General features: G+C 59.3%; 22 protein-coding genes. 12 read left to right on the forward strand and 10 right to left on the reverse strand.

Features of this window, described 5'->3' with window-relative positions:
- On the reverse strand, positions 1 to 1,506 hold a 1,506-nt coding region (kup, locus tag HMPREF3138_RS10125; protein ID WP_246828717.1), incomplete at its 3' end, for a low affinity potassium transporter Kup.
- A 331-nt stretch (positions 1,507 to 1,837) separates the two neighbouring features.
- On the opposite strand from kup, the gene hflD reads away from it, so the two are divergent.
- Positions 1,838 to 2,464, forward strand: coding sequence for a high frequency lysogenization protein HflD (gene hflD, locus HMPREF3138_RS10130; RefSeq protein ID WP_038877781.1), 627 nt, complete (start codon positions 1,838 to 1,840; stop codon positions 2,462 to 2,464).
- Between the two features lie 22 nt (positions 2,465 to 2,486).
- Positions 2,487 to 3,857 (forward strand): adenylosuccinate lyase, encoded by a 1,371-nt coding sequence (purB, locus tag HMPREF3138_RS10135; protein ID WP_038877783.1) that lies wholly within the window; start codon positions 2,487 to 2,489, stop codon positions 3,855 to 3,857.
- A 48-nt stretch (positions 3,858 to 3,905) separates the two neighbouring features.
- Here purB and HMPREF3138_RS10140 read toward each other — a convergent pair whose 3' ends face one another.
- From HMPREF3138_RS10140 to HMPREF3138_RS10150, 3 genes are all read right to left on the reverse strand, one after another.
- Complete coding sequence (locus HMPREF3138_RS10140) at positions 3,906 to 4,610, reverse strand: GNAT family N-acetyltransferase (RefSeq protein ID WP_038877785.1); 705 nt, start codon at positions 4,608 to 4,610, stop codon at positions 3,906 to 3,908.
- A 16-nt stretch (positions 4,611 to 4,626) separates the two neighbouring features.
- Positions 4,627 to 5,079 (reverse strand): GNAT family N-acetyltransferase, encoded by a 453-nt coding sequence (locus tag HMPREF3138_RS10145; RefSeq protein ID WP_038877787.1) that lies wholly within the window; start codon positions 5,077 to 5,079, stop codon positions 4,627 to 4,629.
- A 115-nt stretch (positions 5,080 to 5,194) separates the two neighbouring features.
- A complete protein-coding gene (locus HMPREF3138_RS10150) occupies positions 5,195 to 6,709 on the reverse strand; it encodes a MocR-like pyridoxine biosynthesis transcription factor PdxR (protein ID WP_038877789.1) in 1,515 nt (504 codons plus the stop codon).
- Positions 6,710 to 6,844: 135 nt separating this feature from the next.
- Between HMPREF3138_RS10150 and HMPREF3138_RS10155 the strand changes: the two genes are divergently transcribed.
- Positions 6,845 to 7,609 (forward strand): GntR family transcriptional regulator, encoded by a 765-nt coding sequence (locus HMPREF3138_RS10155; protein WP_038877791.1) that lies wholly within the window; start codon positions 6,845 to 6,847, stop codon positions 7,607 to 7,609.
- Positions 7,610 to 7,630: 21 nt separating this feature from the next.
- On the opposite strand, the gene HMPREF3138_RS10160 is transcribed toward HMPREF3138_RS10155, so the two are convergent.
- On the reverse strand, positions 7,631 to 8,650 hold the full coding sequence (locus tag HMPREF3138_RS10160) for an ADP-ribosylglycohydrolase family protein (protein ID WP_038877795.1): 1,020 nt from the start codon (positions 8,648 to 8,650) through the stop codon (positions 7,631 to 7,633).
- Positions 8,651 to 9,027: 377 nt separating this feature from the next.
- Here HMPREF3138_RS10160 and phoP point away from each other — a divergent pair, with 377 nt between their 5' ends.
- From phoP to HMPREF3138_RS10175, 3 genes are all read left to right on the forward strand, one after another.
- A complete protein-coding gene (gene phoP / locus HMPREF3138_RS10165) occupies positions 9,028 to 9,699 on the forward strand; it encodes a two-component system response regulator PhoP (protein WP_025302513.1) in 672 nt (223 codons plus the stop codon).
- 5 nt (positions 9,700 to 9,704) lie between these two features.
- Complete coding sequence (phoQ, locus tag HMPREF3138_RS10170; protein WP_047730739.1) at positions 9,705 to 11,162, forward strand: two-component system sensor histidine kinase PhoQ; 1,458 nt, start codon at positions 9,705 to 9,707, stop codon at positions 11,160 to 11,162.
- A gap of 84 nt (positions 11,163 to 11,246) precedes the next feature.
- Positions 11,247 to 12,368: a ribosomal protein uL16 3-hydroxylase gene (locus tag HMPREF3138_RS10175; RefSeq protein WP_038877798.1), complete on the forward strand. Its 1,122-nt coding sequence runs from the start codon at positions 11,247 to 11,249 to the stop codon at positions 12,366 to 12,368.
- 40 nt (positions 12,369 to 12,408) lie between these two features.
- Here HMPREF3138_RS10175 and HMPREF3138_RS10180 read toward each other — a convergent pair whose 3' ends face one another.
- The 5 genes from HMPREF3138_RS10180 to pepT form a co-directional block, all read right to left on the reverse strand.
- A complete protein-coding gene (locus tag HMPREF3138_RS10180; protein ID WP_038877801.1) occupies positions 12,409 to 13,497 on the reverse strand; it encodes a malate/lactate/ureidoglycolate dehydrogenase in 1,089 nt (362 codons plus the stop codon).
- Between the two features lie 262 nt (positions 13,498 to 13,759).
- A complete protein-coding gene (locus tag HMPREF3138_RS10185; RefSeq protein WP_015377598.1) occupies positions 13,760 to 14,032 on the reverse strand; it encodes a hypothetical protein in 273 nt (90 codons plus the stop codon).
- Positions 14,029 to 15,660, reverse strand: coding sequence for an S-type pyocin domain-containing protein (locus HMPREF3138_RS27105; RefSeq protein WP_223294947.1), 1,632 nt, complete (start codon positions 15,658 to 15,660; stop codon positions 14,029 to 14,031). Before HMPREF3138_RS27105 ends, HMPREF3138_RS10185 begins: the two co-directional genes overlap by 4 nt.
- A 407-nt stretch (positions 15,661 to 16,067) precedes the next feature.
- Positions 16,068 to 17,207, reverse strand: a complete 1,140-nt coding sequence (locus HMPREF3138_RS10195) for a tail fiber domain-containing protein (protein ID WP_038877840.1) — start codon at positions 17,205 to 17,207, stop codon at positions 16,068 to 16,070.
- A gap of 326 nt (positions 17,208 to 17,533) precedes the next feature.
- Complete coding sequence (gene pepT, locus HMPREF3138_RS10200; protein ID WP_004941154.1) at positions 17,534 to 18,763, reverse strand: peptidase T; 1,230 nt, start codon at positions 18,761 to 18,763, stop codon at positions 17,534 to 17,536.
- Between the two features lie 57 nt (positions 18,764 to 18,820).
- Between pepT and HMPREF3138_RS26285 the strand changes: the two genes are divergently transcribed.
- The 6 genes from HMPREF3138_RS26285 to HMPREF3138_RS10225 all read left to right on the forward strand — a co-directional run bounded on the left by HMPREF3138_RS26285 (position 18,821) and on the right by HMPREF3138_RS10225 (position 24,515).
- On the forward strand, positions 18,821 to 19,093 hold the full coding sequence (locus tag HMPREF3138_RS26285) for a hypothetical protein (protein WP_055312280.1): 273 nt from the start codon (positions 18,821 to 18,823) through the stop codon (positions 19,091 to 19,093).
- A gap of 25 nt (positions 19,094 to 19,118) precedes the next feature.
- Positions 19,119 to 20,234: a spermidine/putrescine ABC transporter ATP-binding protein PotA gene (gene potA, locus HMPREF3138_RS10205; RefSeq protein WP_038877803.1), complete on the forward strand. Its 1,116-nt coding sequence runs from the start codon at positions 19,119 to 19,121 to the stop codon at positions 20,232 to 20,234.
- Positions 20,218 to 21,078 carry a spermidine/putrescine ABC transporter permease PotB gene (gene potB / locus HMPREF3138_RS10210; RefSeq protein WP_038877805.1) on the forward strand — a complete coding sequence of 287 codons (861 nt, stop codon included), beginning with the start codon at positions 20,218 to 20,220 and terminating at the stop codon, positions 21,076 to 21,078. Before potA ends, potB begins: the two co-directional genes overlap by 17 nt.
- Positions 21,075 to 21,857: a spermidine/putrescine ABC transporter permease PotC gene (potC, locus tag HMPREF3138_RS10215; protein ID WP_070559021.1), complete on the forward strand. Its 783-nt coding sequence runs from the start codon at positions 21,075 to 21,077 to the stop codon at positions 21,855 to 21,857. The genes potB and potC overlap by 4 nt, the downstream gene beginning before the upstream one ends.
- A gap of 228 nt (positions 21,858 to 22,085) precedes the next feature.
- On the forward strand, positions 22,086 to 23,129 hold the full coding sequence (gene potD / locus HMPREF3138_RS10220; RefSeq protein ID WP_038877809.1) for a spermidine/putrescine ABC transporter substrate-binding protein PotD: 1,044 nt from the start codon (positions 22,086 to 22,088) through the stop codon (positions 23,127 to 23,129).
- A gap of 207 nt (positions 23,130 to 23,336) precedes the next feature.
- Entirely contained in the window at positions 23,337 to 24,515 is a 1,179-nt protein-coding gene (locus tag HMPREF3138_RS10225; protein ID WP_038877811.1) for a glycosyltransferase, read from the forward strand.
- Positions 24,516 to 24,587 lie beyond the last annotated feature (72 nt).

Consider the following 24,587-nt stretch of genomic DNA (forward strand, 5'->3'; position numbering starts at 1 on the left):
ATGCAGCACCTTGTTGTGCTTCAGGTTGTGCAACAGCACCAGCGGTACCGCGTGCGGCGTGCGTTCCATAAACACGGCGGTGCCCGGCACCCGCTTCGGCGGCGCCTTCTCCAGCGACTCGATCAGCGCGGTCAGCCCTTCCTGGTTGTCGCGCAGCCGGCGGATCAGGCGCGAACGCTCGGTCTTCCAGGTCAGCATGATCAGCAGAATGGTCAGCCCGAGCGCCACCGGTAGCCAGCCGCCGGTCGCCAGCTTGATCAGGTTGGCGCCGAACAGCGGCACGTCGATGCACAGCATGACAACCAACATCAGTCCGCCCAGCGCACGCGGCCAGCCCCAGTTTTTCACCGCCACGATGCTCAGCAAAATCGACGACAGCAGCATGGTGCCGGTCACCACGATGCCGTAAGCCGAGGCCAGGTTGCCGGAGTGTTTGAAGCTGATGATCACGATCAGTACCGCCGCGAACAGCAGCCAGTTCACCACCGGAATGTAAATCTGCCCGGACTCCTGATCGGAGGTATAAATGATGCGCATCGGCGGCAGGTAGCCCAGCCGCACCGCCTGGCGCGTCAGCGAGAACACGCCGGAGATCACCGCCTGCGAGGCGATGACCGTCGCCAGCGTGGCGATCACCAGCAGCGGGATCAGCGCCCAGGTCGGCGCCAGCAGGAAGAACGGGTTGTTGATCGCCGCCGGGTTGGCCAGCAGCAGCGCCCCCTGGCCGAAGTAGTTCAACACCAGCGACGGCGCCACCAGGGTAAACCACGCCAGGCGGATCGGCTTTTTACCGAAGTGGCCCATATCGGCGTACAGCGCTTCGGCGCCGGTCACCGACAGCACCACCATGCCCAATGCGAAGAACGATACCGCCTTGTACTCGAGGAAGAAATTCACCGCCCAGTAAGGGTTCAACGCCCGCAGCACACCGGGGTGATGCAAAATGCCACCGATGCCCAGCAGCGCCAATGTCAGGAACCAGATCACCATCGCCGGCGCGAACAGCTTGCCGACGCTGCCGGTGCCGTGTTTTTGGATCGCAAACAGCGCGGTCAGCACCAGCAGCGAGAGCGGCACGATAAAGCGGTCCAGCTCGGGGGCGATAATCTGCAGCCCCTCGATGGCCGAGAGCACCGAAATGGCCGGGGTGATCACCCCATCACCATAAAAGAAGCTGCCGCCCACCAGCCCGATCAGCACCGCCGCCGGCACCCAGCGCGCATCCAGCTTGCGGATCGCCAGCGACATCAGCGTCAGGATCCCCCCCTCGCCGTCGTTGTCGGCGCGCATCACGAAACAAATGTATTTAATTGACACCACCAGCGTCAGCAGCCAGAAGATCAGCGACAGAAAGCCGTAGATCGAGGCCGGCGTCATGGTGATGCCCTCCTCTGCCGTCAGGCATTCGCGCAGAGTGTACAGCGGGCTGGTGCCGATATCGCCGTACACCACGCCGATGGCCGCCAGCGTCACCGCCGGCAGCGGCTGCTTGTTTTTTACGTGCATATAAAGGTCTTTATTTGAGGGCTCACGTTGGCAGTATAGATGCAGCCGCCGCACTTTATTTGCCGCCGCAACAATATGTTCGCGTCGCTACGCCGGAGATTTTCGGCTCCTATTTGCGCAGTTCTGCGCCGCACGGCGCCTCCGCCTCGTTACGGGCGTATTAGACGCTGGGTTTACCCTCGATTTTGTGGCATGATCCGCGGCATTCGTTGTCATCGTTGTTACAGCCACGCCCGATCGTTCCCGTTCGCGGCCGCCGCCGTTATCCTGGCGATACACACAACCTTATGCAGTAAGCCATGTACCGTTCACAGCGTTTACAGGAGTAATCGTGGCGAAGAATTATTATGACATCACGCTGGCCATGGCGGGTATCAGCCAGGCGGCGCGTTTGGTTCAGCAGTTGGCCCATGAAGGGCAATGCAACCGCGAAGCCTTTCAAACCTCGCTGAAAAGCCTGCTGCAGATGGACCCGCCCTCCACGCTGGCGGTGTTCGGCGGTGAAGAACGCAATTTGATGGTCGGCCTCGAAACCCTGATGGGCGTGCTTAACGCCAACAACAAAGGGCCGGGTGCGGAACTGACCCGCTACACCATCAGCCTGATGGTGCTGGAGCGCAAGCTTAACGCCAACAAACCGGCGATGAACACGCTCGGCGAACGCCTCGGCCAGCTCGAGCGCCAGCTGGCGCACTTCGATCTTGAGTCGGACACCATCATCAGCGCGCTGGCCGGCATTTACGTCGACGTGGTCAGCCCGCTCGGGCCGCGCATCCAGGTGACCGGCTCGCCGGCAATCTTGCAGAACCCGCAGGTGCAGGCCAAGGTTCGCGCCACGCTGCTGGCCGGCATTCGCGCCGCCGTGCTGTGGCAACAGGTCGGCGGCAGCCGCCTGCAGTTAATGTTTTCCCGTAATCGTCTGTTCAAACAGGCGCAAAATATCGTTGCTCATTGTTAATCGATCCCAGGAGTTGCTACCGATGGAATTATCCTCACTGACCGCCGTTTCCCCCGTTGATGGACGCTACGGTGATAAAGTCAGCGCACTGCGCCCCATTTTCAGCGAATACGGTCTGCTGAAATTCCGCGTACAGGTTGAAGTACGTTGGCTGCAAAAACTGGCGGCCTGCGCAGAAATCAAGGAAGTTCCCGCTTTTGACGCCGACGCAAACGCTTTCCTCGACAAAATCGTCGCGGAATTCAATGAAGAAGACGCTCAGCGCATCAAAACCATCGAGCGCACCACCAACCACGACGTGAAAGCGGTCGAGTATTTCCTGAAGGAAAAAGTGGCGGCGGTGCCTGCGCTGCACGCGGTGTCCGAGTTCATCCACTTCGCCTGCACCTCCGAAGACATCAACAACCTGTCGCACGCGCTGATGCTGCAAAGCGCCCGTCAGGACGTGGTGTTGCCATACTGGCGCAAAATCATCGACGCGCTGAAAGGGCTGGCGCTGGAATACCGCGATATCCCGCTGCTGTCGCGCACCCACGGCCAGCCGGCGACCCCGTCGACCGTCGGCAAAGAGTTCGCCAACGTGGCTTACCGCATGGAGCGCCAATACCGCCAGCTGGAGCGCGTGGAGATCATGGGTAAAATCAACGGCGCGGTCGGCAACTATAACGCCCACATCGTCGCTTACCCGGAAGTGGACTGGCACCAGTTCAGCGAGGCGTTCGTGACCTCGCTCGGCATCACCTGGAACCCGTACACCACCCAGATCGAGCCGCATGACTACATCGCCGAGCTGTTCGACTGCGTAGCGCGTTTCAACATCATCCTGATCGACTTCGACCGCGACATCTGGGGCTACATCGCCCTGAACCACTTCAAGCAGAAGACCATCGCCGGCGAAATCGGCTCTTCCACCATGCCGCACAAGGTCAACCCGATCGACTTCGAAAACTCCGAAGGCAACCTGGGCCTGGCCAACGCCGTGCTGGGCCACCTGGCGGGTAAACTGCCGGTGTCCCGCTGGCAGCGCGACCTGACCGACTCCACCGTGCTGCGTAACCTGGGCGTGGGCCTGGGCTACGCGCTGATCGCCTATCAGGCCACCCTGAAAGGCATCAGCAAGCTGGAGGTGAACCAGGCGCACCTGCTGGACGAACTGGATCACAACTGGGAAGTGCTGGCCGAGCCGATCCAGACCGTGATGCGCCGCTACGGTATCGAGAAGCCATACGAGAAGCTGAAAGAGCTGACCCGCGGCAAACGCGTGGACGCCGCCGGCATGCAGGCGTTCATCGATGGCCTGGCGCTGCCGGAAGAAGAGAAAACCCGTCTGAAGGCGATGACCCCGGCCAACTACATCGGCCGCGCCACTACCATGGTCGACGAGCTGAAGTAAGCGCTTTAGCCCGATAAAAAGGCGGCCCCTGGGCCGCCTTTTTGCTTATCATTCGCCGCGCAACACCTGCAGCCTGGCTATCTGCCGCCCCTGCGCATCGAAGTTGTCCGCGCTCAGCCAGCGCGCCAGCGCCTGACGCACCGCCGGCCAACGGTCGGCGGTGATGGCGAACCAGTCGGTATCCCGGCTGCGCCCCTTGACGATCACCGCGAAACGGAAGTTACCCTCGTAGCGAAAACCGAAGCGCAGCGCGGCTTGGCGCGACGGCGCGTTATGGCTGTCGCACTTCCACTCGCAGCGGCGGTAGCCCAGCGTGTCGAAGGCGTAGCGCAGCAGCAGTGCGATGGCTTCGGTGGCGCTGGAGCGCTGTTTCATCAACGGCGACCAGCTGACGTGGCCGATCTCCAGCACGCCGTTGGCCTCGTCGATGCGCATCAGCGCCACCGTGCCCACCGGCGCGTCGCTGGCGGCGTCGAACACCGTCAGATTGACCAGCGCCGGGTTGGCCTGCAGCGTCTCCAGATGTTGCAGCATCGCCGCCGGCGTATCGGGCCGTTCGATAGACAGATAGGTCCAGTCGCGGCCGTCCGGCGCCAGTTGAAACGCCTCGAACAGCGCGGCGTAATCCCGCTGCGGCTCGAGCGGCGCCAGCGAGCAGAAACGCCCGCCGAGCGTCGCGCCGCCCGGGCGGCGAGCCGGCTGCCAATCCGGCATCAGTTCCCCGACCGGCTGACCATAACGATTCATTGCCATAAACGCCCTCCTGCGATTAACGGGAATAAACGATAAACGAGCTTCTTCTGCCGATTTTGTCGTACAGCGAGCGCGCCGGCGCGTTGTACTCCTGGGTCATCCAGTAGACCCGATCGCTGCCGCGCGTCTCTGCCAATCGGTATGCCTGTTCGAACAGCTTTTCCGACACCTTGCGGCCGCGCGCCTGCGGCGACACATAGAGATCTTCGATATAACAATAGCCGACCGCGCTCCAGGTGGACGGATGAAACACCAGGTTCATCAGCCCCAGCAGCCGGCCCTCGGCATCCTCCGCCACCAGCCCGTACACCTGTTCATCCTGCCCCAGGCGTTCGAAGGTGCGCTCGGTCACCTGCGGCGCCACGTCGGCGCGATAAAAATCGAGATAGCCCTGCCACAACGCCAGCCATTGCGCTTTGTCGTCGCCATTGATTCTGCGGATAGTCACTTCAGGGTTGGATAGGTTCATAGCGCCTCTCTGAGTAAGATATTATTTCCATTAGGGAAATAATCGGATAGCGGCAGAATACACCGCACGGAGACAGTGCAATACGGACCAATTCAAAACGCAGAGCAGACCAATTTTAACCGTCGCTTTCCACCGGCAGCGCGCTGAACACCTGCGCCAGCGTGGCGATAAAGCGCACGATCTCATCCGGCGTATAGGCCGAGAAGCCGAGCACCAACGCCCCGCGCTGCGGCATGCCGGTGTAGAAGTCCGCCAGGCCGTACAGCCGAATTCCCCGCTCGGCCGCCGCCGCCACCAGCCGCCGCTCCGTCGCCGCATCCGCCAACGGGCAAACCAGCTGCAGCCCGCCCTGCGGCAGCGCCGGGCGCGTCCAGGCCGCCAGGTGACGATGCACCGCGTCGTACAGCACGTCCAGCCGCGCCTTGTACAGCGTGCGCATATTGCGCAGATGCTCGGCGTAGCTCCCCTCGTGCAGGAAGTGGAACAGCGTCATCTGCGCCAGCGCCGACGTGTAGCCGTCCTGAAACTGTCTGGCGGCGACCAATGGCCGCACCAGCTGCGGCGGCGCGATCATGAAGCCGATACGCAGCCCCGGAAACAGCGTCTTGCTGAAGGTGCCGATGTACAGCGTACGCCCGCAGCTGTCCAGCCCCTGCAACGCCGCCTTGGTTTGCCGGTCGTAGTTGAACTCGGCGTCATAATCGTCTTCGATGATCCAGGCGCGCTGCCGCTGCGCCCACTGCAACAGCGCCAGCCGCCGCTCGAGGCTCAGCGAATACCCCAGCGGGTAGTGATGAGACGGCGTGATATAAACGCCGCGCCCGCTGCCCGAGGCCTGCATCAGCTGCCTGACGTCCAGCCCCTGCTCGTCGATGCCGATCGGCCGCGCCTGCAGCCCCGCCGACTGCACCAGTTTTTTCGCTCCCTGATAACCCGGCTCTTCGACGAACACCGCATCGCCGGGATCGAACAGCACCTGGGTACACAGCGCCAGCGCCTGCTGAGAGCTGGTCACCACGATCACCTGTTCCGCCGTCGCCTTGATGCCCCGCTCCCGCTGCAGATAGTGCGCGATCTCCGCGCGCAGCTCCGGCAGCCCTTGCGGATCGGCATACCCCAACAATCGCTCGCCGTGCCGCCGCAGCGCCTGCTTTTCCTGCTGCAGCCATTGCTCGATGGGGAACGCCCGCAGATCCGCCAGCGAAGGCGTCAGCGAAGCCTGGCGACAGGTGTGCGGCGTATGGCTGACCGCCAGCAGCGCCCGGCCGCGATCGCTCAGCTCGCGTTCCGCCAGCCGCGCCTCTTGCCCCGTCGCCGTCGCCAGCAGTTCGCGGCCGAGCAGCGTGTCGCAGCGATAACGCACAAAGCTGCCGCGCCCCACCGATCGGCTGATGAATCCTTCCGCCTCCAGCCGCGCGTAGGTCTGTTCCACCGTGTCGCGCGCCACCGTCAGCCGGGCCGCCAACGCACGGCTCGGCGGCAGCTTCGTCCGCCAGGGCAGTTCTCCGGCGGCGATCAGTTGCAACAGAGCCTGATGCAGCGCCGAACGCCGGGTCAGACCTTGCCGACGCTGCTGCGCGAAGGCGGCCAGGATTGCCGCGTCGTCCGCGTGTCGTGGGGTGTCACTCATGGGGGATTGCTTCTCCTGGCTCTGGGGGCCGACGCACTACTCTACCTCATTTCACCCCGGCGGCGGCAGTTGCGCTGCCCGGCGAAATCCCCTTAAATAAGCCATCGCATTGCGGCTACAGGACTTCCGTCGGCTATGAGCAAGGAGACCAACCAGCGTCTGCTGGACAAACTGCAGCAGGATCTGGCCAGCGCGGGCGCGATGCCGCTGTATTTGCGCTTCAACGCCTCGGTGCGCCAGGCCATCGAACAAGGGTTGCTGAATTCGGGGGATTTTTTGCCCAGCGAGCGCCTGTTCACCGAACGGCTCGGCATCTCGCGCATCACGGTGCGCAAAGCGCTGGCCTGCCTCGAACAGGATGGCATCATCGGCCGTTCGCGCGGTTACGGCACTTTTATCCAACCGCAGCGGCCCGAGCCGAAGCTGTTCTATTCATTGGCGGACGTCAAAGGATTCTCGCGCGAGGTGATACAGCAGGGGCGCCGGCCGGACACCCAGTGGATCAGCCGCGAGCGGATGCCCGCCGGCGCTGAACTGGCTGAAAAGCTCCAGCTGGCGGCCGGAACGCCGATCTACAAACTCAAACGCATTCACTTGATCGATCGGCGGCCAATGTCGGTGGCGGTGTCCTACGTGGTGGTGACGGCAATTGCCAACGTCGACGAGATTGGCATTTCGCTGTACGACTACTTCCGGCGCAATAAGGTTGAGATGGGATCGCTGCGCAGCCAGGTCAGCGCAGCGATGGCCGACGACGATATCCGTCAGGCGCTGCGGCTCTCGGAGCCGATGCCGCTGCTGATCGTGCGCCAGACGCTGTTCGACCACCATAAAAAGCCGATCGAATACAGCGAAAGCTTCTGCCGCAGCGACATGTACGAGTTTACCAGCGAAAGCTGATCCGTTGCGTCACGCGGTCGCTTACGCCTCACCCTGTCGGCGGCGGCGAAAACGCGCGAACGCCTGAACGTAAGCCTCGATATCCAGCGGATTCACCCGTTTTAACTCCGCCAGCAATCCGGGTTCGATCGCTTCTGCGCCGTGCAGCGCGCCGCAAATCGCGGTGGCCATCGCGCCGATGGTGTCGGTGTCACCGCCCAGGTTGGCGCACAGCACGGCGCACCGGGTCGGATCGGTTTGCGCCAGCTGCACCATCGCCAGCGCCGCGGGCACCGACTCGATGGTGCTCACCCCGGCGCCGATCAGCTGATACACCCGTTCGGAGGCCTGCTCGGTGTCAGCGGCTTCATCCACCACCTGAAACGCCAGTTCGATGCGCGCCGCCAGCGAAGGGCTGAACGTCGTTTCCTGCCGGCGCTGGGCATACTCCGCCACCTCCGGCAACGCCAGGCGAATCGAGGCCCATTGTGCCCCCTCCACCGCCCGCGCGACGGCCCAGGCGATCGCCACTGCACCGGCGACGGCGATGTCGGATTTGTGCGTCGGGCTGGAGGCCAGCCACACCTGCCGGTAGAAATCCTCCAGCGGCGCGGAAGGCAGCACGCAGCCCAAAGGCGAAATGCGCATCGCCGCACCGTTGGTGATGCCGTTGTTTTCCAACTCGGCGATCGGCGTGCCCGCTTTCTGCTCGCTCAGCGCCAGTTGGGAACTGGGGCCGAGAATGTTCTTGTTGAAGGCGTCAAAACCGTCCACCCAGCGGATCACGTTGCGGGCAATCAGTTCCGGCACCACCTCGCCTTCCGCTTCCAGCAGCGCATCGGCCAACGCCAATGCCATCGCTGTATCGTCGGTATATTGCCCGGCCTTGAAGTAGCAGGCGGCGGTGTTCTCCTGCGGCCCATCGAGAAAGCCGTCTATCCAGCCGAAGTAGCGCTTAACCCGCTCGCGCGGCCACAGCTCGGAAGGCATGCCGAGCGCGTCGCCCAGCATCTGTCCGTAAAGTGCGCCCGCTATGCGTTCTGCCTGGGTTAACTGCTTCATCCGTCGCTCCTGAAAAGTGTGCCGATACATCAATAATACCTTATTAGTACCTTTAAAGCTTTTCAAGCGATCCGGTTCACCCTTCCGCCTGCCGGCAATGCCCACCGCGTTTAAGGTGCGTTTAACGTTGCCCCGCCGCTGTTTATCCGACGTTTATCAGAGCTTGCCAATAATGTCAGCGAACAAATTGATAACGCTTATTTTAATACATTGCTTCGGCTCTCTTGCGGGCCGAGCGGGTTATACCTACCATAACCTCAGCATTTTTTGCCAAAATGGTTCAGGTGGCCGCGTTATCCCCTGACACGCCGCAGAGCGTGTTCCCTTTTATCGCGTGGGTGACAGGACGTTCACCCGCACAGTCACAGGAGTTCGCCATGCGAGTACTGGTTGTTGAAGATAATGGTTTGCTGCGCCACCACCTTTCCGTTCAGATGCGCGAGATGGGCCATCAGGTCGACGCGGCCGAAGACGCCAAGGAAGCCGATTACTTCCTGCAGGAACACGCGCCGGATATCGCCATCGTCGATCTCGGCCTGCCGGGTGAAGACGGCCTGAGCCTGATCCGCCGCTGGCGCGCGCACCAGACCAAGCTGCCGATCCTGGTGCTGACCGCCCGCGAAAGCTGGCAGGACAAAGTGGCGGTGCTGGAAGCCGGCGCCGACGACTATGTAACCAAACCGTTCCACCTGGAAGAAGTGATCGCCCGCATGCAGGCGCTGATGCGCCGCAACAGCGGCCTGGCTTCGCAGGTGATCGTGCTGCCGCCGTTCCAGATCGATCTGTCGCGCCGCGAACTGAGCGTTAACGATCGGCAAATCAAGCTGACCGCTTTTGAATACACCATCATCGAGACCCTGATCCGCAACGCCGGCAAGGTGGTGAGCAAGGATTCGTTGATGCTGCAACTCTACCCGGACGCCGAACTGCGTGAAAGCCATACCATCGACGTGCTGATGGGCCGCTTGCGTAAAAAGGTGCAGGCGGAATACCCACATGAAGTGATCACCACGGTACGTGGCCAGGGCTATCGTTTTGACGCGAAGTGAACATGATGTTCAACAAGGATAAAAAACCGTTTTCGCTGCGCGCCCGCTTCCTGATGGCGACCGCCGGGGTGATCCTGGCGCTGTCGCTCTCTTACGGTTTGGTGGCGGTCGTCGGCTACATCGTCAGCTTCGACAAGACCGCCTTCCGCCTGCTGCGCGGCGAGAGCAACCTGTTCTTCAGCCTGGCGCAGTGGAAAGACAACAAGCTCACCATCGCCATTCCCCCCGATATCGATCTCAACTTCCCGACGCTGGTGTTTATCTACGACGATAAAGGCAACCTGCTGTGGAGCCAGCGCAACGTGCCGGAGCTGGAGAAGCTGATCAACAAGGAATGGCTGGAAGAGGCCGGCTTTTACGAAATTGATACCGATACCCGCATCAGTAGCGAAGTGCTGGGGGACAACCCCAAAGCGCAGGATCAGCTGAAGAATTATGACGATACCGATCAGAACGCGCTGACTCACTCGGTGGCGGTCAACACCTATGCCGCCACGCCTCGCCTGCCGGCGCTGACCATCGTGGTGGTCGACAGCATTCCGCAGGAGCTGCAGCGCTCCGACGTGGTGTGGGAGTGGTTCAGCTACGTGCTGTTGGCCAACCTGCTGCTGGTGGTGCCGCTGCTGTGGCTGGCGGCCTACTGGAGCCTGCGGCCGATCAAGGCGCTGGTCAATCAGGTGGGCGAGCTGGAGAACGGCGAGCGCGATCAGCTGGATGAGAACCCGCCCAGCGAGCTGCGCGGGCTGGTGCGCAATCTGAACATTCTGGTGCGCAACGAGCGCCAGCGCTACACCAAGTATCGCACCACCCTGTCGGATCTGACCCACAGCCTGAAAACGCCGCTGGCGGTGTTGCAAAGTACCCTGCGTTCGCTGCGCAGCGGCAAACAGACCACCATCGAAGAAGCCGAGCCGATCATGCTGGATCAGATCGGGCGCATCTCACAGCAGATCGGTTACTACCTGCACCGGGCCAGCATCAACTCCGGCCAGACGGTGTTGACGCGCGAGATCCATTCGGTACCTGCGCTGCTCGACAGCCTGGTGGTGGCGCTGAACAAGGTTTATCAGCGCAAAGGGGTGGCGATCACGCTGGACATCTCGCCGGAGGTGACCTTCATGGGCGAGAAGAACGACTTTATGGAAGTGATGGGCAACGTGTTGGAAAACGCCTGCAAATACTGTCTGGAGTTCGTTGAGATCACCTCACTGCACTCCGAGAAAAACCTCACCATCGTCATCGACGACGACGGCCCGGGGATCCCGGAAAGCAAGCGCCAGCTGATCTTCCAGCGCGGCCAGCGGGTGGATACCCTGCGCCCCGGCCAGGGCCTGGGTTTGTCGGTGGCGGCGGAGATCATCGAGCAGTACGACGGCGAAATCGTCATCAGCGACAGCCCGCTCGGCGGCGCGCGCATGCAGGTCACCTTCGCCCGCCAGCACGACACCCACCACAACGAGTAAATTATGCCTCTGCGGCCCCGATCCACGGGGCCAAACTTCCGTTATAATCGCACTCAGGCTCACTCCTCTCTCCTGGAATAGAACATGGATTATCAATTAGACCTGGACTGGAACGATTTTTTGCAACGTTATTGGCAAAAACGTCCGGTGATTCTCAAGCGCGGCTTCAAAAACTTTATCGATCCGATCTCCCCGGATGAGCTGGCCGGGCTGGCGATGGAAAACGAAGTGGACAGCCGCCTGGTCAGCCACCAGGAGGGCCGTTGGCAGGTTGCGCACGGCCCCTTCGAGAGCTTCGACCACCTGAGCGAGAATAATTGGTCGCTGCTGGTGCAGGCGGTGGACCACTGGCATGAGCCTTCCGCGGCGCTGATGCGCCCGTTCCGCCGGCTGCCGGACTGGCGGATGGATGACCTGATGATCTCCTTCTCGGTACCGGGCGGCGGCGTCGGCCCGCACCTCGATCAGTACGACGTATTCATCATTCAGGGCACCGGCCGCCGCCGCTGGCGCGTCGGGGAAAAAACGCCGCTGAAACAGCACTGCCCGCATCCGGATCTGCTGCAGGTGGAACCGTTCGACGCCATCATCGATGAAGAGATGGAGCCGGGCGACATTCTCTACATTCCGCCGGGCTTCCCGCACGAAGGCTACGCGCTGGAAAACGCGCTCAACTACTCGGTGGGCTTCCGTGCACCGAACGGCCGCGAGCTGGTGAGCGGCTTCGCCGACTACGTGCTGGCGCGCGAGCTGGGCAGCAAGCGCTACGGCGATCCGGACGTTAAACTGCGCGAACACCCGGCGGAGATCCTGCCGCAGGAAGTGGACGCCTTACGGCAGATGATGCTGGATCTGGTGCAACAGCCGGAACACTTCCAGCACTGGTTCGGCGAGTTCATCTCCCAGTCGCGCCACGAGCTGGATCTGGCGCCGCCGGAGCCACCGTATCAGGCCGGGGAAATCTACGAGCTGCTGCAACAGGGTGAAGCGCTGCAGCGCCTGGGTGGGTTGCGCGTGCTGCGCGTCGGCGATCGTTGCTTCGTCAACGGCGAGCTGATCGACACCGACCAGCTGCAGGCCGCAGACGCCCTATGCCAAAACTTCAGCGTCGACGCCGCCCTGCTCGGCGACGCGGTGGACGACCCGTCGTTCCTGGCGCTGCTGACCGCGCTGGTCAACAGCGGGTATTGGTACTTTAACGACTGATTGCCGTCACGCGAACAAGCCACCCTGCCGGGTGGCTTTTTTATGCCTGGCGCGCCTGCGCGCGATAATCCGCCAGTTCCCCCGCCGCCATGCCAACCTGCTCCGCCGCCGCGCCAATCTGCCGCCACGTAGTGGCATCGATCGGGATGCCCTGCTCCAGCCGCGCTGCGCGGTTAGCCTCTTCCCACTCTCCCGGAACGGCGATCGGCTGTTCGCCGCTCGGCGGCGACGCCTTGACCCAGCCGATAAAGGCTTCGGCCTCGGCCTGCATTTGCGGGGCGTCGAAGGCCTGAGGATCGAGGATCAGGGTCGTCATGCAGTTGAAGATGGCGTCGCTGTCGGTTTTCAGCGTGGCAGCGTGGGTAGTGCGGCCGCCGGAGAGCGCGCCGCCGAGGATCTCGCACATCGCCGCCAGCGCATAGCCCTTATGCAAGCCGAACGGCAACAGCGAACCGAACGGCGCTTCGTGCATCACCTTCGGTTCGGTGGTGGGTTGCCCGTGTTCGTCGATCAGATAGCCCGGCGCCACCGACAGCCCTTTGTTATAGGCCACCCGGGTCTTGCCGAAGGCGATACCGCTGGTGGCAAAATCCAACAGCAGCGGCGTGCGGCCCGGCCGCGGGAAAATGGCGCAGAACGGGTTGGTGCCGAAGCGGCGATCGCTGCCGCCGAACGGCGCCACCATCGGATCGCCCACCACGTTGACGAAATGAATCGAGATAAAGCCGGCGCGGGCGCACTGCTCCGCCCAATGGCCGATGCGGCCGATATGGTGCGCGTTATGCAGCGCCACCGCCGCCAGGCCCAGCTTGCCGGCGCGTTCAATGCCCAGCGCCATCGCTTCGCTGGCCACCACCTGACCGAAGCCGCGCGCGCCGTCGAGCGTCAGCACTGCGCCGGCATTGCGCACCACCTCGGCATGCTGATTGAGCTGCAATTGCCCCTGCGCCAGCGACGCCATGTAGCTGGGGATCATGCCGACGCCGTGCGAGTCGTGCCCGGCCAGATTGGCCTGCACCAGATGATCGGCCACCAGCTCGGCTTCACGCGCCGTGCTGCCGGCCTGGCGCCAAATCGCCTGAACGAACTGCGCCAAATGCGGGCTGGCGATACGGTATTCGGTGCTCATCATGCGGTCCTTATGCGTGGGGAATAGGCTTCCACACTATGAGCAACGCCCTGTTACGGCAAGCGATTATGCCGATCGCAAGCGTCCCGTTTTAACTACAGTATCCGCACGTTAGCTCAGGCGACAAAAAAGCGAGGGCCGCTACTTTAGCCACCCGGCATAAGGCTCGCGTTATGGCACCCCCCACCAGCCAAAAAAGAAACCCCCAACAAAATTTCGTTTGCCGGGGGTTAAAGAAGCACGAATCAGACCATAACCACGGCTATTCGATACCGTATTTTTTCTCAGTTACGAATTTCGGCTCTTTCCAATTGGGGCCTTTTTTAACAAGCATTTTGTCACCCCATTCAATAACGCCATTCTGACGTAACTGTTCGAACACCCGCCTGAATTCACCATTCCCAATTACTGTAAAATTATGGCGACTAAAGAATCGATCCATTTGGGGATAACCAAACCCATCCTCATTTCTCACCAAAAAGGCAATGACGTCAGAAATTTTTTCTTCTTTTGCCAAGCGTTCTAAATCAATCATTTTAGCATCCTCAACTCTTGTTGTTCAGCAGCGTCTAAAGCCTCCTGCGTATAGAGCAAAGCCTCGCTGTTGCCTAATTGATAATCTTCCAACGTCGCAGTATGCGTATTATTCCACACTTCCCCTTGATTATCTGGCACCGAGCCATCTCTAATACCCAAATTGCGATAACGCTCCAATTCCCTGATCTCATGTGTATAAAATCGCCTGTCAGTATCGGTGGGAGGCAGTTCTCCCTTCAAGATCTTTTCCAGGCGGCCGATCATCACTTTGTTAGCGTCTGACTCTGTAAAACGCCCAGTATGCAGCTTCACCTTATCCACGCCGGCACGGTCGATGCTGGCCCCTTTCCAATCCAGATTCTGAATGGGGCCTCCAGCTTTATTGGTGTTGTATTCACGACCGCTGTATTTGCCCCTGGCGTTGGTTTCACCATAGGGCTTGCTCACCATCACATAGATGGCCTCTACACCAATCTCCGTCGCATCCGGCTGCCACAGGATAAAATCTTGCAGATCCTGCACCACATCCGCCGGGAAGGTGGTGACCACGATGCTGTCCGCCTGCCTGATGCCGGTGCCGGTATGCACTGGCGATTTGGGCCCCGGTGAGCCGTTGCCGGTATGCGCCGGCGCTGCCGGCCCGGTCGGTACCGGGTTGATCAGTATCGTTCTGGCCGGTGCGCCTGCCACCGCCGGCAGCGTGATTTTGTCCAGCCCCGTCAGCTCATCGCGAACGGGTCTGAATACCGGCACGCTCGGCGATACGTCGCCGACGCCCGTCCTGACGAAGTTGACGCTCTGTCTCCCGTCATCGTCGGTAGTGATAAATCCGCGCACCGGCAAATCGACCGAGGTCATGCCGGGCTGGATGGTCGCCCTGCCCGCCGCCGCCAGGCTCGCCTGGAGGGCAAACAGATTAGCATCCCGCCCGGGCACCTGGGCACTCCCGGCACCGGCCTCTGTCGGGTAGAAGCCGAGGGCAAAAGCCCCCAGCACCGATCCGGCGGCGACTGCGGTGCCGGCGCGTATACTGCCAACTTCATAAGCCGCCCGCCACGACGCGCTCGCTGCCCAGCCGGCCAGTTCGCTCGTGGTCGTCATCACACCTTGCCCGACCATCGACGCCTGCAGCATCGCGGGCGCGCGGTTAAGCACCATGGCGCCTGCGGCAGCCAGCGCCGCATTGGCCGCTTTTAGCTTTTCCGGGGAGTAGGCCGGTGCATCCAGAATCCCCGCTTTGGCGAACAACGCTTTTCTTGCGGCTTCCGCCTTGCGGGCCTCTTCAGCCTTGCGGGCTTCTTCTGCTTTGCGTGCCTCTTCAGCCTTTCGGGCTTCTTCGGCTCTGCGGGCCTCTTCTGCTTTTCGAGCCTCTTCCGCTTTACGAGCTTCTTCGGCTTTGCGGGCTTCGTTAGCCAGTCGTTGGCGTTCCGCATCTTGATTTTTCTTCAGCGCATTGTCCAAGTCAGCCGTAACCTGGGAAACAGCCTGAGCCTGCGTTTTTTTAACATCGTTGTCCTTGGTATAATAAGATGTATGTCCATTACGTCCGCCACCTGATTCACGGGCTTCCGTCACCTTATCCGGCATTGCATCATGCGCTTTTTGCCAAGCTTTAGCTGCTTGCATCCGAGCTTCTGGTTGCTTATCCAGTGGAAGGTTATCAATGGCAGTTCGCATGGACTTATATGCCGGTGTGGATGTAGCCGCCACAGTGCCTCGTGGTAAACCATTTTGAATTGCTTCCGAAATAGCAGCATCAATCAATGCTGTACTAATGGGCCCCGCTTCAGCCCATCCGCCGCGAGCCCCCCCAGAACCACCCGATGATGAGTCGCGGCCACCGTTTCCCTTTGAACCCCCGCCTGGCTCTGGTGTCGAGCCACGTTCAGAACTCCAGCCAGTCCCATCCCCTTTTCCGCCGCCATAGTTAAATCCGCCCATATCTTTCTCCTTGTTCGAGGCAGGCGGAGCAAATATTGCATTATTTAGCCGCAATAATTACTCCGTTGAAAATCCCGTCACTTGGCCGTGACTCAAGCATTTTGAGACGTTGAAATCATGCCTTCCAACACCGCCACCCGCGATTCCAACCCTTCTCGGGCCGCTCGCTCTTCCTTAAGCGCCTCAACCAGCAACGCCACCACGCCGTTGATATTGATGCCCCGCGCATCCTTCAGCACGCTGCCATCGTTGAGCTTCAATTCGGTTTGGGTCACCGACTGCGGCAATACGCTCTCCACTTCCTGAGCGATAACCCCGGCCTCCGGCACGCCCTGTTTTAGGTAGGTGTAGCCGCCAATATTGGCCAACTTGTCCAATGCGCCGTCAATTGTTGTGATATCGGTTTTCATGCGGACATCTGAGCTACTGTTCCAGGCGCCATTGGTGTAGGCATGGCCATCATTGCGGAATTCATACCAACCATCAGCGCCGCCATTGGCCACGTGCAACGCGAGCATGTGGTGTTTGCCGATGCGCTCGTAGTGGTACAAATCGGCTGACAGGTCGCCTGCACCCTGTATATGCATCCCGTTGGTAATGCGGTCTGCATTATTGTTTACATTCTGGTTACCGGCCGCCCAAATCCATCCATTAGCATTACGCTTAATCAGTTGTCCTACTGATAATTCGGCATTCGGCCTGACCTGGAGCTCGTTCCAGTTTCCCTGCCAATCGCGGTAAGAGAGCAGGCCATAATCCTCTTTGCCGGCGACCACGCGTGACCCCATCAACATGGCCGTAGTGACGTTACCGCTGGTGAAATTGGTATGTACGGCGGCCGCATCATAGACTTGCCCATTAATAAGTGGTGCTGGACCGGTGGTCGCGGTGGAGATGCCGGCATTATGCGATACCATCGCACCACCGGAAATATCAACGCCGTTGCCGAGTGCAACCCTGCCGGAAGCCAGGCTGAAAGCGAAAGGACGCGAGGTGTTCCATTGTCCGTTTTGAGCTTGCCCAGCCTGAGTTGTCAGTAAGTAGAAAGCCTCGCCGTCGTTACGCAGCATCACACCGGTATTGCCATTTGCCAGCCGAAAACCGTTGGCCGATTTGGAGACGATTTCACCGTCGCTGACCACGCGCTGGCGCAGCGTAGACAGTGATTTCAGTTCGGCGATATCGTCGTTAACGCCGTTAAGCACCTGCGCATTTTTCTTTTCTTCTGCCATGATTGTTACCCTCTTACGTCCTGTTTGATGGCGGTTAACAGCGCTCATTCCCCCAGCATTCCCTGGCCACTGGGCTCACCGCACCGAAGCTGTAAAACCGGTTAAGCACACAGCAAAACTGTATGCATAACCAGTAATTTATCTCAAAAGATAATGGGATTCCCTCATCGCAGGTTGTGTGGTGAACGAAACAACCATGAGACTGGGAGCCATAAAGAGAGCAGAAGAAGAAAGCAGAAGAAGAGAGCGGCGGGCACGCTGAGCCCGCCGGGCGTATCAGAAAAGGGAATGCGGGCCGGCGCAAGCCGGCCGGGGAACGAAGGTGTTTACCGCGCCCGCTCGGCGGCCAGCGCCGCGATGCGCATGATCACCGCCACCGCTTGCTCCATGCCTTCCAGCGTCACGAATTCGTGCTTGCCGTGGTAGTTGTAGCCGCCGGTGAACAGGTTCGGACACGGCAGGCCGCGGAACGACAGCTGCGCGCCGTCGGTGCCGCCGCGGATCGGCTTCATCACCGGTTCGATGTCGCAGTCGCGCATCGCCTGCTGCGCCAGCGCGATCACATGCGGGTGCTCCGCCACCTGTTCGCGCATGTTGTAGTAGCTGTCTTCGATGCTCACTTCGATATAGCAATCGCGCGGCAAGCCTTTGCCGACCTCGCGGGCGATGTCCACCATCTTGCGCTTGCGCGCTTCAAACCCCTCGCGCTCGAAGTCGCGCAGGATATAGTGCATTTCGGCGCGCTCTACGCTGCCCTTGATGCTGCTGAGGTGATAAAAGCCCTGGTAGCCTTCGGTGGTCTCCGGCGCTTCGTCCGCCGGCAGCGCCTGATGAATGCGGGTGGCCAGCGACAGCGCGTTGACCATCACGCCCTTGGCGCTGCCGGGGTGCACGCTGTTGCCGAGGATTTTGATTGTCACCGAGGCGGCGTTGAAGTTCTCGCACTCCAGCTCGCCGACGCCGCCGCCGTCCACGGTGTAAGCCCATTCGGCATTGAAGGCCGCCACGTCGAACAGCTGTGCCCCCTTGCCCACCTCCTCGTCCGGGGTGAAGGCCACGCGGATGTCACCGTGCGGGATTTTGCGCGCGCGCAGGCGCACCATGGCGGTGAGGATCTCGGCGATGCCGGCCTTGTCGTCGGCGCCCAGCAGCGTTTTGCCGTCGGTGGTGATCAGGGTCTGCCCCAGCATCTGGTGCAGGATCGGGAACATCACCGGCGACAGCACTTCATCGCCGATGCCCAGCGCGATGTCGCCGCCGCGATAGTTCTCGACGATCTGCGGATTGACGTGTTTGCCGCTGAAATCCGGCGAGGTATCCAGATGGGCGATAAAACCGACCGCCGGCACCGGCCAGGCGACGTTGCCCGGCCAGGTGCCCATCACGCAGCCGTGTTCGCTGAGCGACACCCGCTCGAAGCCGAGCGCGATCATTTCCTGCTGCAACGCACGCGCCAGCTTCAACTGCCCGTCGGTGCTCGGCACATGCTTTACGTTCGCTTTGGACTGGGTGTCGAAAGAGACGTAGTTGAAAAAGCGGTCAAGTAATTTGTCCATGGTAGCGGCCCCTCAGAATATCGCGTTTCATTATGCGGAACCGATCAGGATCAAATATTGCGTCAGGTCATTTTTAACCAGAATTCGCCAATATCATTAATTTTTGTGATGATTTATGAGGGAAATAACACTGTCATCACAGGGTCATTTGTCGCTATCATGATGAAAAACGCGGCATCTGGGCCGGATCGGCTTTCAATTCCGGCATTCAGCGTCTATCATGCGCGCTCGAAAAATTTCCATTGGCGCAACTGGTTTGAGCTTCATTTGATCAGCGGGCATTCCGCAAGCTCCGGCAGTCTTTTCCAGTTGCGGTTCTATCTGCATTAGCCCACGGGATAGAGTAATACGATAAATGACTGAGACATCCTCTCTGACTCCCCTTGTTGAACTGCATGCCCTGAGCAAAGCGTTCGATGGCAAAACCATCATTGCCGATCTCGAACTGGCGATTAACCACGGCGAATTCCTCACCATTCTCGGCCCCTCCGGCTGTGGCAAAACCACGGTGCTGCGCCTGATCGCCGGTCTTGAAGACGCCGATCGGGGCCGCATCGTGCTCGACGGCCAGGACATCACCGCCATTCCGGCCGAACATCGCCACGTCAACACCGTGTTTCAGAGCTATGCCCTGTTTCCGCACATGTCGGTGTTCGACAACGTCGCCTTTGGCCTGCGCATGCAAAAGGTGCCGGTGGCGGAACTGACGCCGCGCGTCGAAGAGGCGCTGCGCATGGTGCAGCTGGATGCGTTCGCCAAGCGGCGGCCGGGCCAGCTCTCCGGCGGCCAACAGCAGCGCGTGGCCATCGCCCGCGCAGTGGTCAACAAGCCGAAGGTGTTGCTGCTGGACGAATCGCTGTCGGCGCTGGACTACAAGCTGCGCAAACAGATGCAGAACGAGCTGAAGGCGCTGCAGCGCAAGCTGGGCATCACCTTCGTATTCGTCACCCACGATCAGGAAGAAGCACTGACCATGTCGGATCGCATCGTAGTGATGCGTGAAGGCCGCATCGAGCAGGACGGCACGCCACGTGAAATCTACGAAGAGCCGAAGAACCTGTTCGTCGCCAGCTTTATCGGCGAGATCAACATCTTCGACGCGGTGGTCTTGCAGCGCCTCGATCCGCAGCGGGTGCGCGCCAACGTCGAAGGCCGCGAGTGCGACATCTATGCCGATCTGCCGGTAGAGCCGGGCCAAAAGCTGAAGGTGCTGCTGCGCCCGGAGGATCTGCGGGTAGAAGAAGTGAACGACAGCGCGCAGCACGACGGGCTGATCGGCTACGTGCGCGAGCGCAACTACAAAGGCATGACGCTGGAGTCGGTGGTTGAGCTGGAGAGCGGTAAAACGGTGATGGTCAGCGAGTTCTTCAATGAAGACGATCCGGACGTCGACCACTCGCTCAACCAGAAGATGGCGGTGACCTGGGTTGAAAGCTGGGAGGTGGTGCTGGCCGATGAAGAAATCGCGTAAAGTCTTCCAGAATGTGGTGATCGTCGGCGTCGTCGCCTGGCTGCTGCTGTTCGTGTTCATGCCCAACCTGATGATCATCGCCACCAGCTTCCTGACCCGCGATGACGCCAACCTGGTGCAGATGGTGTTCACGCTGGACAACTACCGGCGCTTGTTCGATCCGTTGTACGCCCAGGTGCTGCTGCACTCGCTGAACATGGCGCTGGTCGCCACCCTGTGCTGCCTGGTGATTGGCTATCCGTTCGCCTTTATTCTGGCGCGGTTGCCGCAGAAGGTGCGGCCGCTGCTGCTGTTTCTGCTGATCGTGCCCTTCTGGACCAACTCGCTGATCCGCATCTACGGCCTAAAGCTGTTTCTCAGCACCCGCGGCTATCTCAACGACGCGCTGCTGTGGGTCGGCGTCATCGACAAGCCGCTGCGCATCATGTACACCTCGGAAGCGGTGATCCTCGGCCTGGTGTATATCCTGCTGCCGTTTATGGTGATGCCGCTCTACTCCAGCATCGAAAAGCTCGATAAGTCCTGCCTGGAGGCGGCGCGCGATCTCGGCGCCAGCAAGCTGCAGACCTTTATCCGCATCATCGTGCCGCTGACCATGCCGGGCATTATCGCCGGCTGCCTGCTGGTGGTGCTGCCGGCGATGGGGCTGTTCTTCGTCGCCGATCTGATGGGCGGCGCCAAGAATCTGCTGATCGGCAACGTGATTAAAAGCCAGTTCCTCAATATCCGCGACTGGCCGTTCGGCGCGGCTACCAGCATCTGCCTGACGCTGGTGATGGGGCTGTTGCTGCTGGTCTATTACCGGGCCGCCCGCCTGCTGAACAAGAAGGAGGATCTGGCATGATTGGACGTCTGCTGCGCGGCGGCTTTATGACGCTAGTATACGCCTACCTGTATATCCCGATCGTCATCCTGATCGTCAACTCCTTCAACGCCTCGCGCTTCGGCATCAGTTGGCAAGGAGCCACCACCAAGTGGTACAGCACGCTGCTGAATAACGACAGCCTGCTGCAGGCCGCCGGCCACTCGCTGACCATGGCGGTGCTCTCCGCCACCTTCGCCACGCTGATCGGCTCGCTGACCGCGGTGGCGCTGTACCGCTACCGCTTCCGCGGCAAGCCGTTCGTCGGCGGCATGCTGTTCGTGGTGATGATGTCGCCGGATATCGTGATGGCTATCTCGTTGCTGGTGCTGTTCATGCTGCTCGGCATTTCGCTCGGCTTCTGGTCGCTGCTGTTCTCGCACATCCCCTTTTGCCTGCCGTTCGTGGTGGTGACCGTTTACGCGCGCCTGAAAGGGTTCGACGTGAAGATGCTGGAGGCTGCGCGCGATCTCGGCGCAAGCGAGCTCACCATTCTGCGCAAGATCATACTGCCGCTGGCGATGCCGGCGGTGGCGGCCGGCTGGCTGCTGAGCTTCACCCTGTCGATGGACGACGTGGTCGTCTCCTCCTTCGTCACCGGGCCGAGCTACGAAATCTTGCCGCTGAAGATCTATTCGATGGTGAAAGTCGGCGTCTCGCCGGAGGTCAACGCGCTGGCCACCATTTTGCTGCTGCTGTCGCTGGTGCTGGTGATCGCCAGCCAGTGGGTGATGCGCGATCGCTCGCCCAAGGCCGAGTAATCCTTACCGCCGGGCGCTGCGGCGCCCGCCTCTTTCATTCGCCGCAGTGATATGACTGCGGCCGTTTTTGATCGGCCAGGCTCGGTTAACCCGCTGATTTGCCGCTGGGATAACCGCCTTTACCCACCCCGCCCCGGCCCCTATAATGGCCCCTTTCTGGGGTATGGCGCGGCCGCCAAACGGTTTGCCCATACGGGTTCGGCTCATTACTGCTGAAGGATACGCTGCATGAAAAAGTGGTCACATCTGCTCGCAGCCGGGATGATGGCGCTGAGTTTCTGCTCTGCAAACGCCTCTGACGGCAAAACGCTGTATTTCTATAACTGGACTGAATACGTCCCGCCGGGGCTGCTGGAGCAGTTCACCAAGGAAACCGGCATCAAGGTGATCTATTCCACCTATGAATCCAACGAAAGCATGTACGCCAAGCTGAAGACCTATAAAGACGGCGCGTACGATCTGGTGGTGCCTTCCACCTACTTCATCGCCAAGATGAGCAAGGAAGGCATGCTGCAAAAAATCGACAAGAGCAAGCTCAGCCACTTCAAGGATCTTGATCCTACCCTGCTGAACAAGCCGTTCGATCCTAACAACGACTATTCCATCCCCTATATCTGGGGCGCCACCGCCATCGGCGTTAACAGTGATGCGCAGGAGCCCTCTACCGTCACGTCCTGGGCCGATCTGTGGCAGCCGCAGTACAAAGGCCGCCTGCTGCTGACCGACGACGCGCGCGAAGTGTTCCAGATGGCGCTGCTCAAGCTGGGCTATTCCGGCAACACCACCGACCCGAAAGAGATCGAAGCCGCCTACCACGAACTGCAGAAATTGATGCCGAACGTGCTGGCCTTCAACTCCGACAACCCGGGCAACCCATTTATGGAAGGGGAAGTCAACGTCGGTATGGTGTGGAACGGTTCGGCCTTCGTGGCGCGCCAGGCCGGCACGCCGCTGGAGATCGTCTGGCCGAAGGAAGGCGGGATCTTCTGGATGGACAGCCTGGCCATTCCGGCCAATGCGCGCAACGTCGAGGGGGCGCTGAAGCTGATAGACTTCCTGCTGCGGCCGGAAATCGCGGTGCAGGTGGCGGAAACCATCGGTTATCCGACGCCGAACCTGGCGGCGAAGAAGCTGCTGTCGCCGGAGATCGCCAACGACAAATCACTCTACCCGGATAAGGCGGTGATTGAGCACGGCGAGTGGCAAAACGACGTCGGCGACGCCAGCACGCTGTACGAAAGCTACTTCCAAAAGCTGAAAGCCGGGCGCTGATCGTTAGAGAAACGCTATTATCTTCGTTATCCGCCATCACAAGTCGGATAACGAAGTTGCAGTAGCTTATTGATGTATTTAATAAAGCATTACTCCCTGTAATTATGCACGAATGTTTACGCATTGAATAACCCTTGTAATTACACATGGATAGCGGTATATTGCCTAAATTATTGCATTTTATTTTTAATTATTATGAGGTGGTGAATGCGCATCGGAATTGCGAGCAATGGATACCCTGAAAAGCGTTGCATTACTGAAAACAAAAGTCATGACTTCATCAACTTTGATAAAAGCAATATTTTTAAATACATTAACTTTCTGAACAGCAAACTACTAAATAAAGCACCATCATTTATTTTTAGACCGCTCATAGTTAACCCCTCAAATAATATTGATGCATTTCATTTCTTCAACCACACCGGATTACTAAAAGGCAAGTGGGTTTCAACCTTTGAGACTATTATCCCGAGAATACCGGAAGTAATGGATATCCATAGAAAACCGGATGGGGAGAATAATTATGAGAAAAACGAAAAGATTGGAGCCTTGCTGTCAGCCATCGCCGAAAGCAATTGCCTCAGTATTTTAGCATTATCACAATCTGCTTATAATATTCAGGTGGCTATGCTTGATGAATACCCCGCTCTTGCCGATTCAATCAAAAGCAAGATGCGTATCGTTCATCCGCCGCAGCAACTGTTAGTGGCTGCGGTAACTGACAAACCGGTCGATTCAGACAGGGTAAAGCTCATCTTTGTCGGTCGGGACTTTTACCGTAAAGGCGGTGCAGAAATCGTTCTTGCCGTTAGCGAACTGGTTGAGAGCGGGATTATTTCAGCAGACGACATTGATGTCACTTTGATCGGCGATCTGGGCAAAAGAGATAATTATGTTCATGGAGAATTCAAAGATGATATGCAATTCTATGAACGCATTGAATCCATTGTGAAAGATCTATCATGCATTTCCCATTTTGCATCGCTTCCTAACGGGCAAGTAATGGAAAAATTCATTAGTAGCCACATTGGTTTGCTGCCAACATGGGGTGACACTTATGGTTATTCCGTATTGGAAATGCAAGCTTGCGGATGTCCAGTGATAACAACCAGCGTTCGTGCACTGACAGAAATAAACCCCTCCGAATCAGGTTGGATGATCGATGTTCCATGTAATAAATTTAAAGAAATTGTTATCAGTAGTTATGATGACAAAGAAGAAATTCGTAATATCATTATAGCTGGCATCAAGAAAAATATAGCTAATGCCGTTGCTGACAAAAAAACAATAAGCGATAAAGCACAAGCATCCATCGAAAGAATAAAAAATGCGCATGCTCCCGATGCCTATTTCAAACTGATTGATACTATTTACGGAAGTAAATAGGAAAAATCCATTATTAACGCATTACGCTCTAAATGCGTTAATATCCATGAAAAGCTCAGGTGTAATTAAGTT

It is taken from the genome of Serratia sp. HMSC15F11 (genome assembly GCF_001808215.1).
GTDB classification, from domain to species: domain Bacteria; phylum Pseudomonadota; class Gammaproteobacteria; order Enterobacterales; family Enterobacteriaceae; genus Serratia; species Serratia nevei.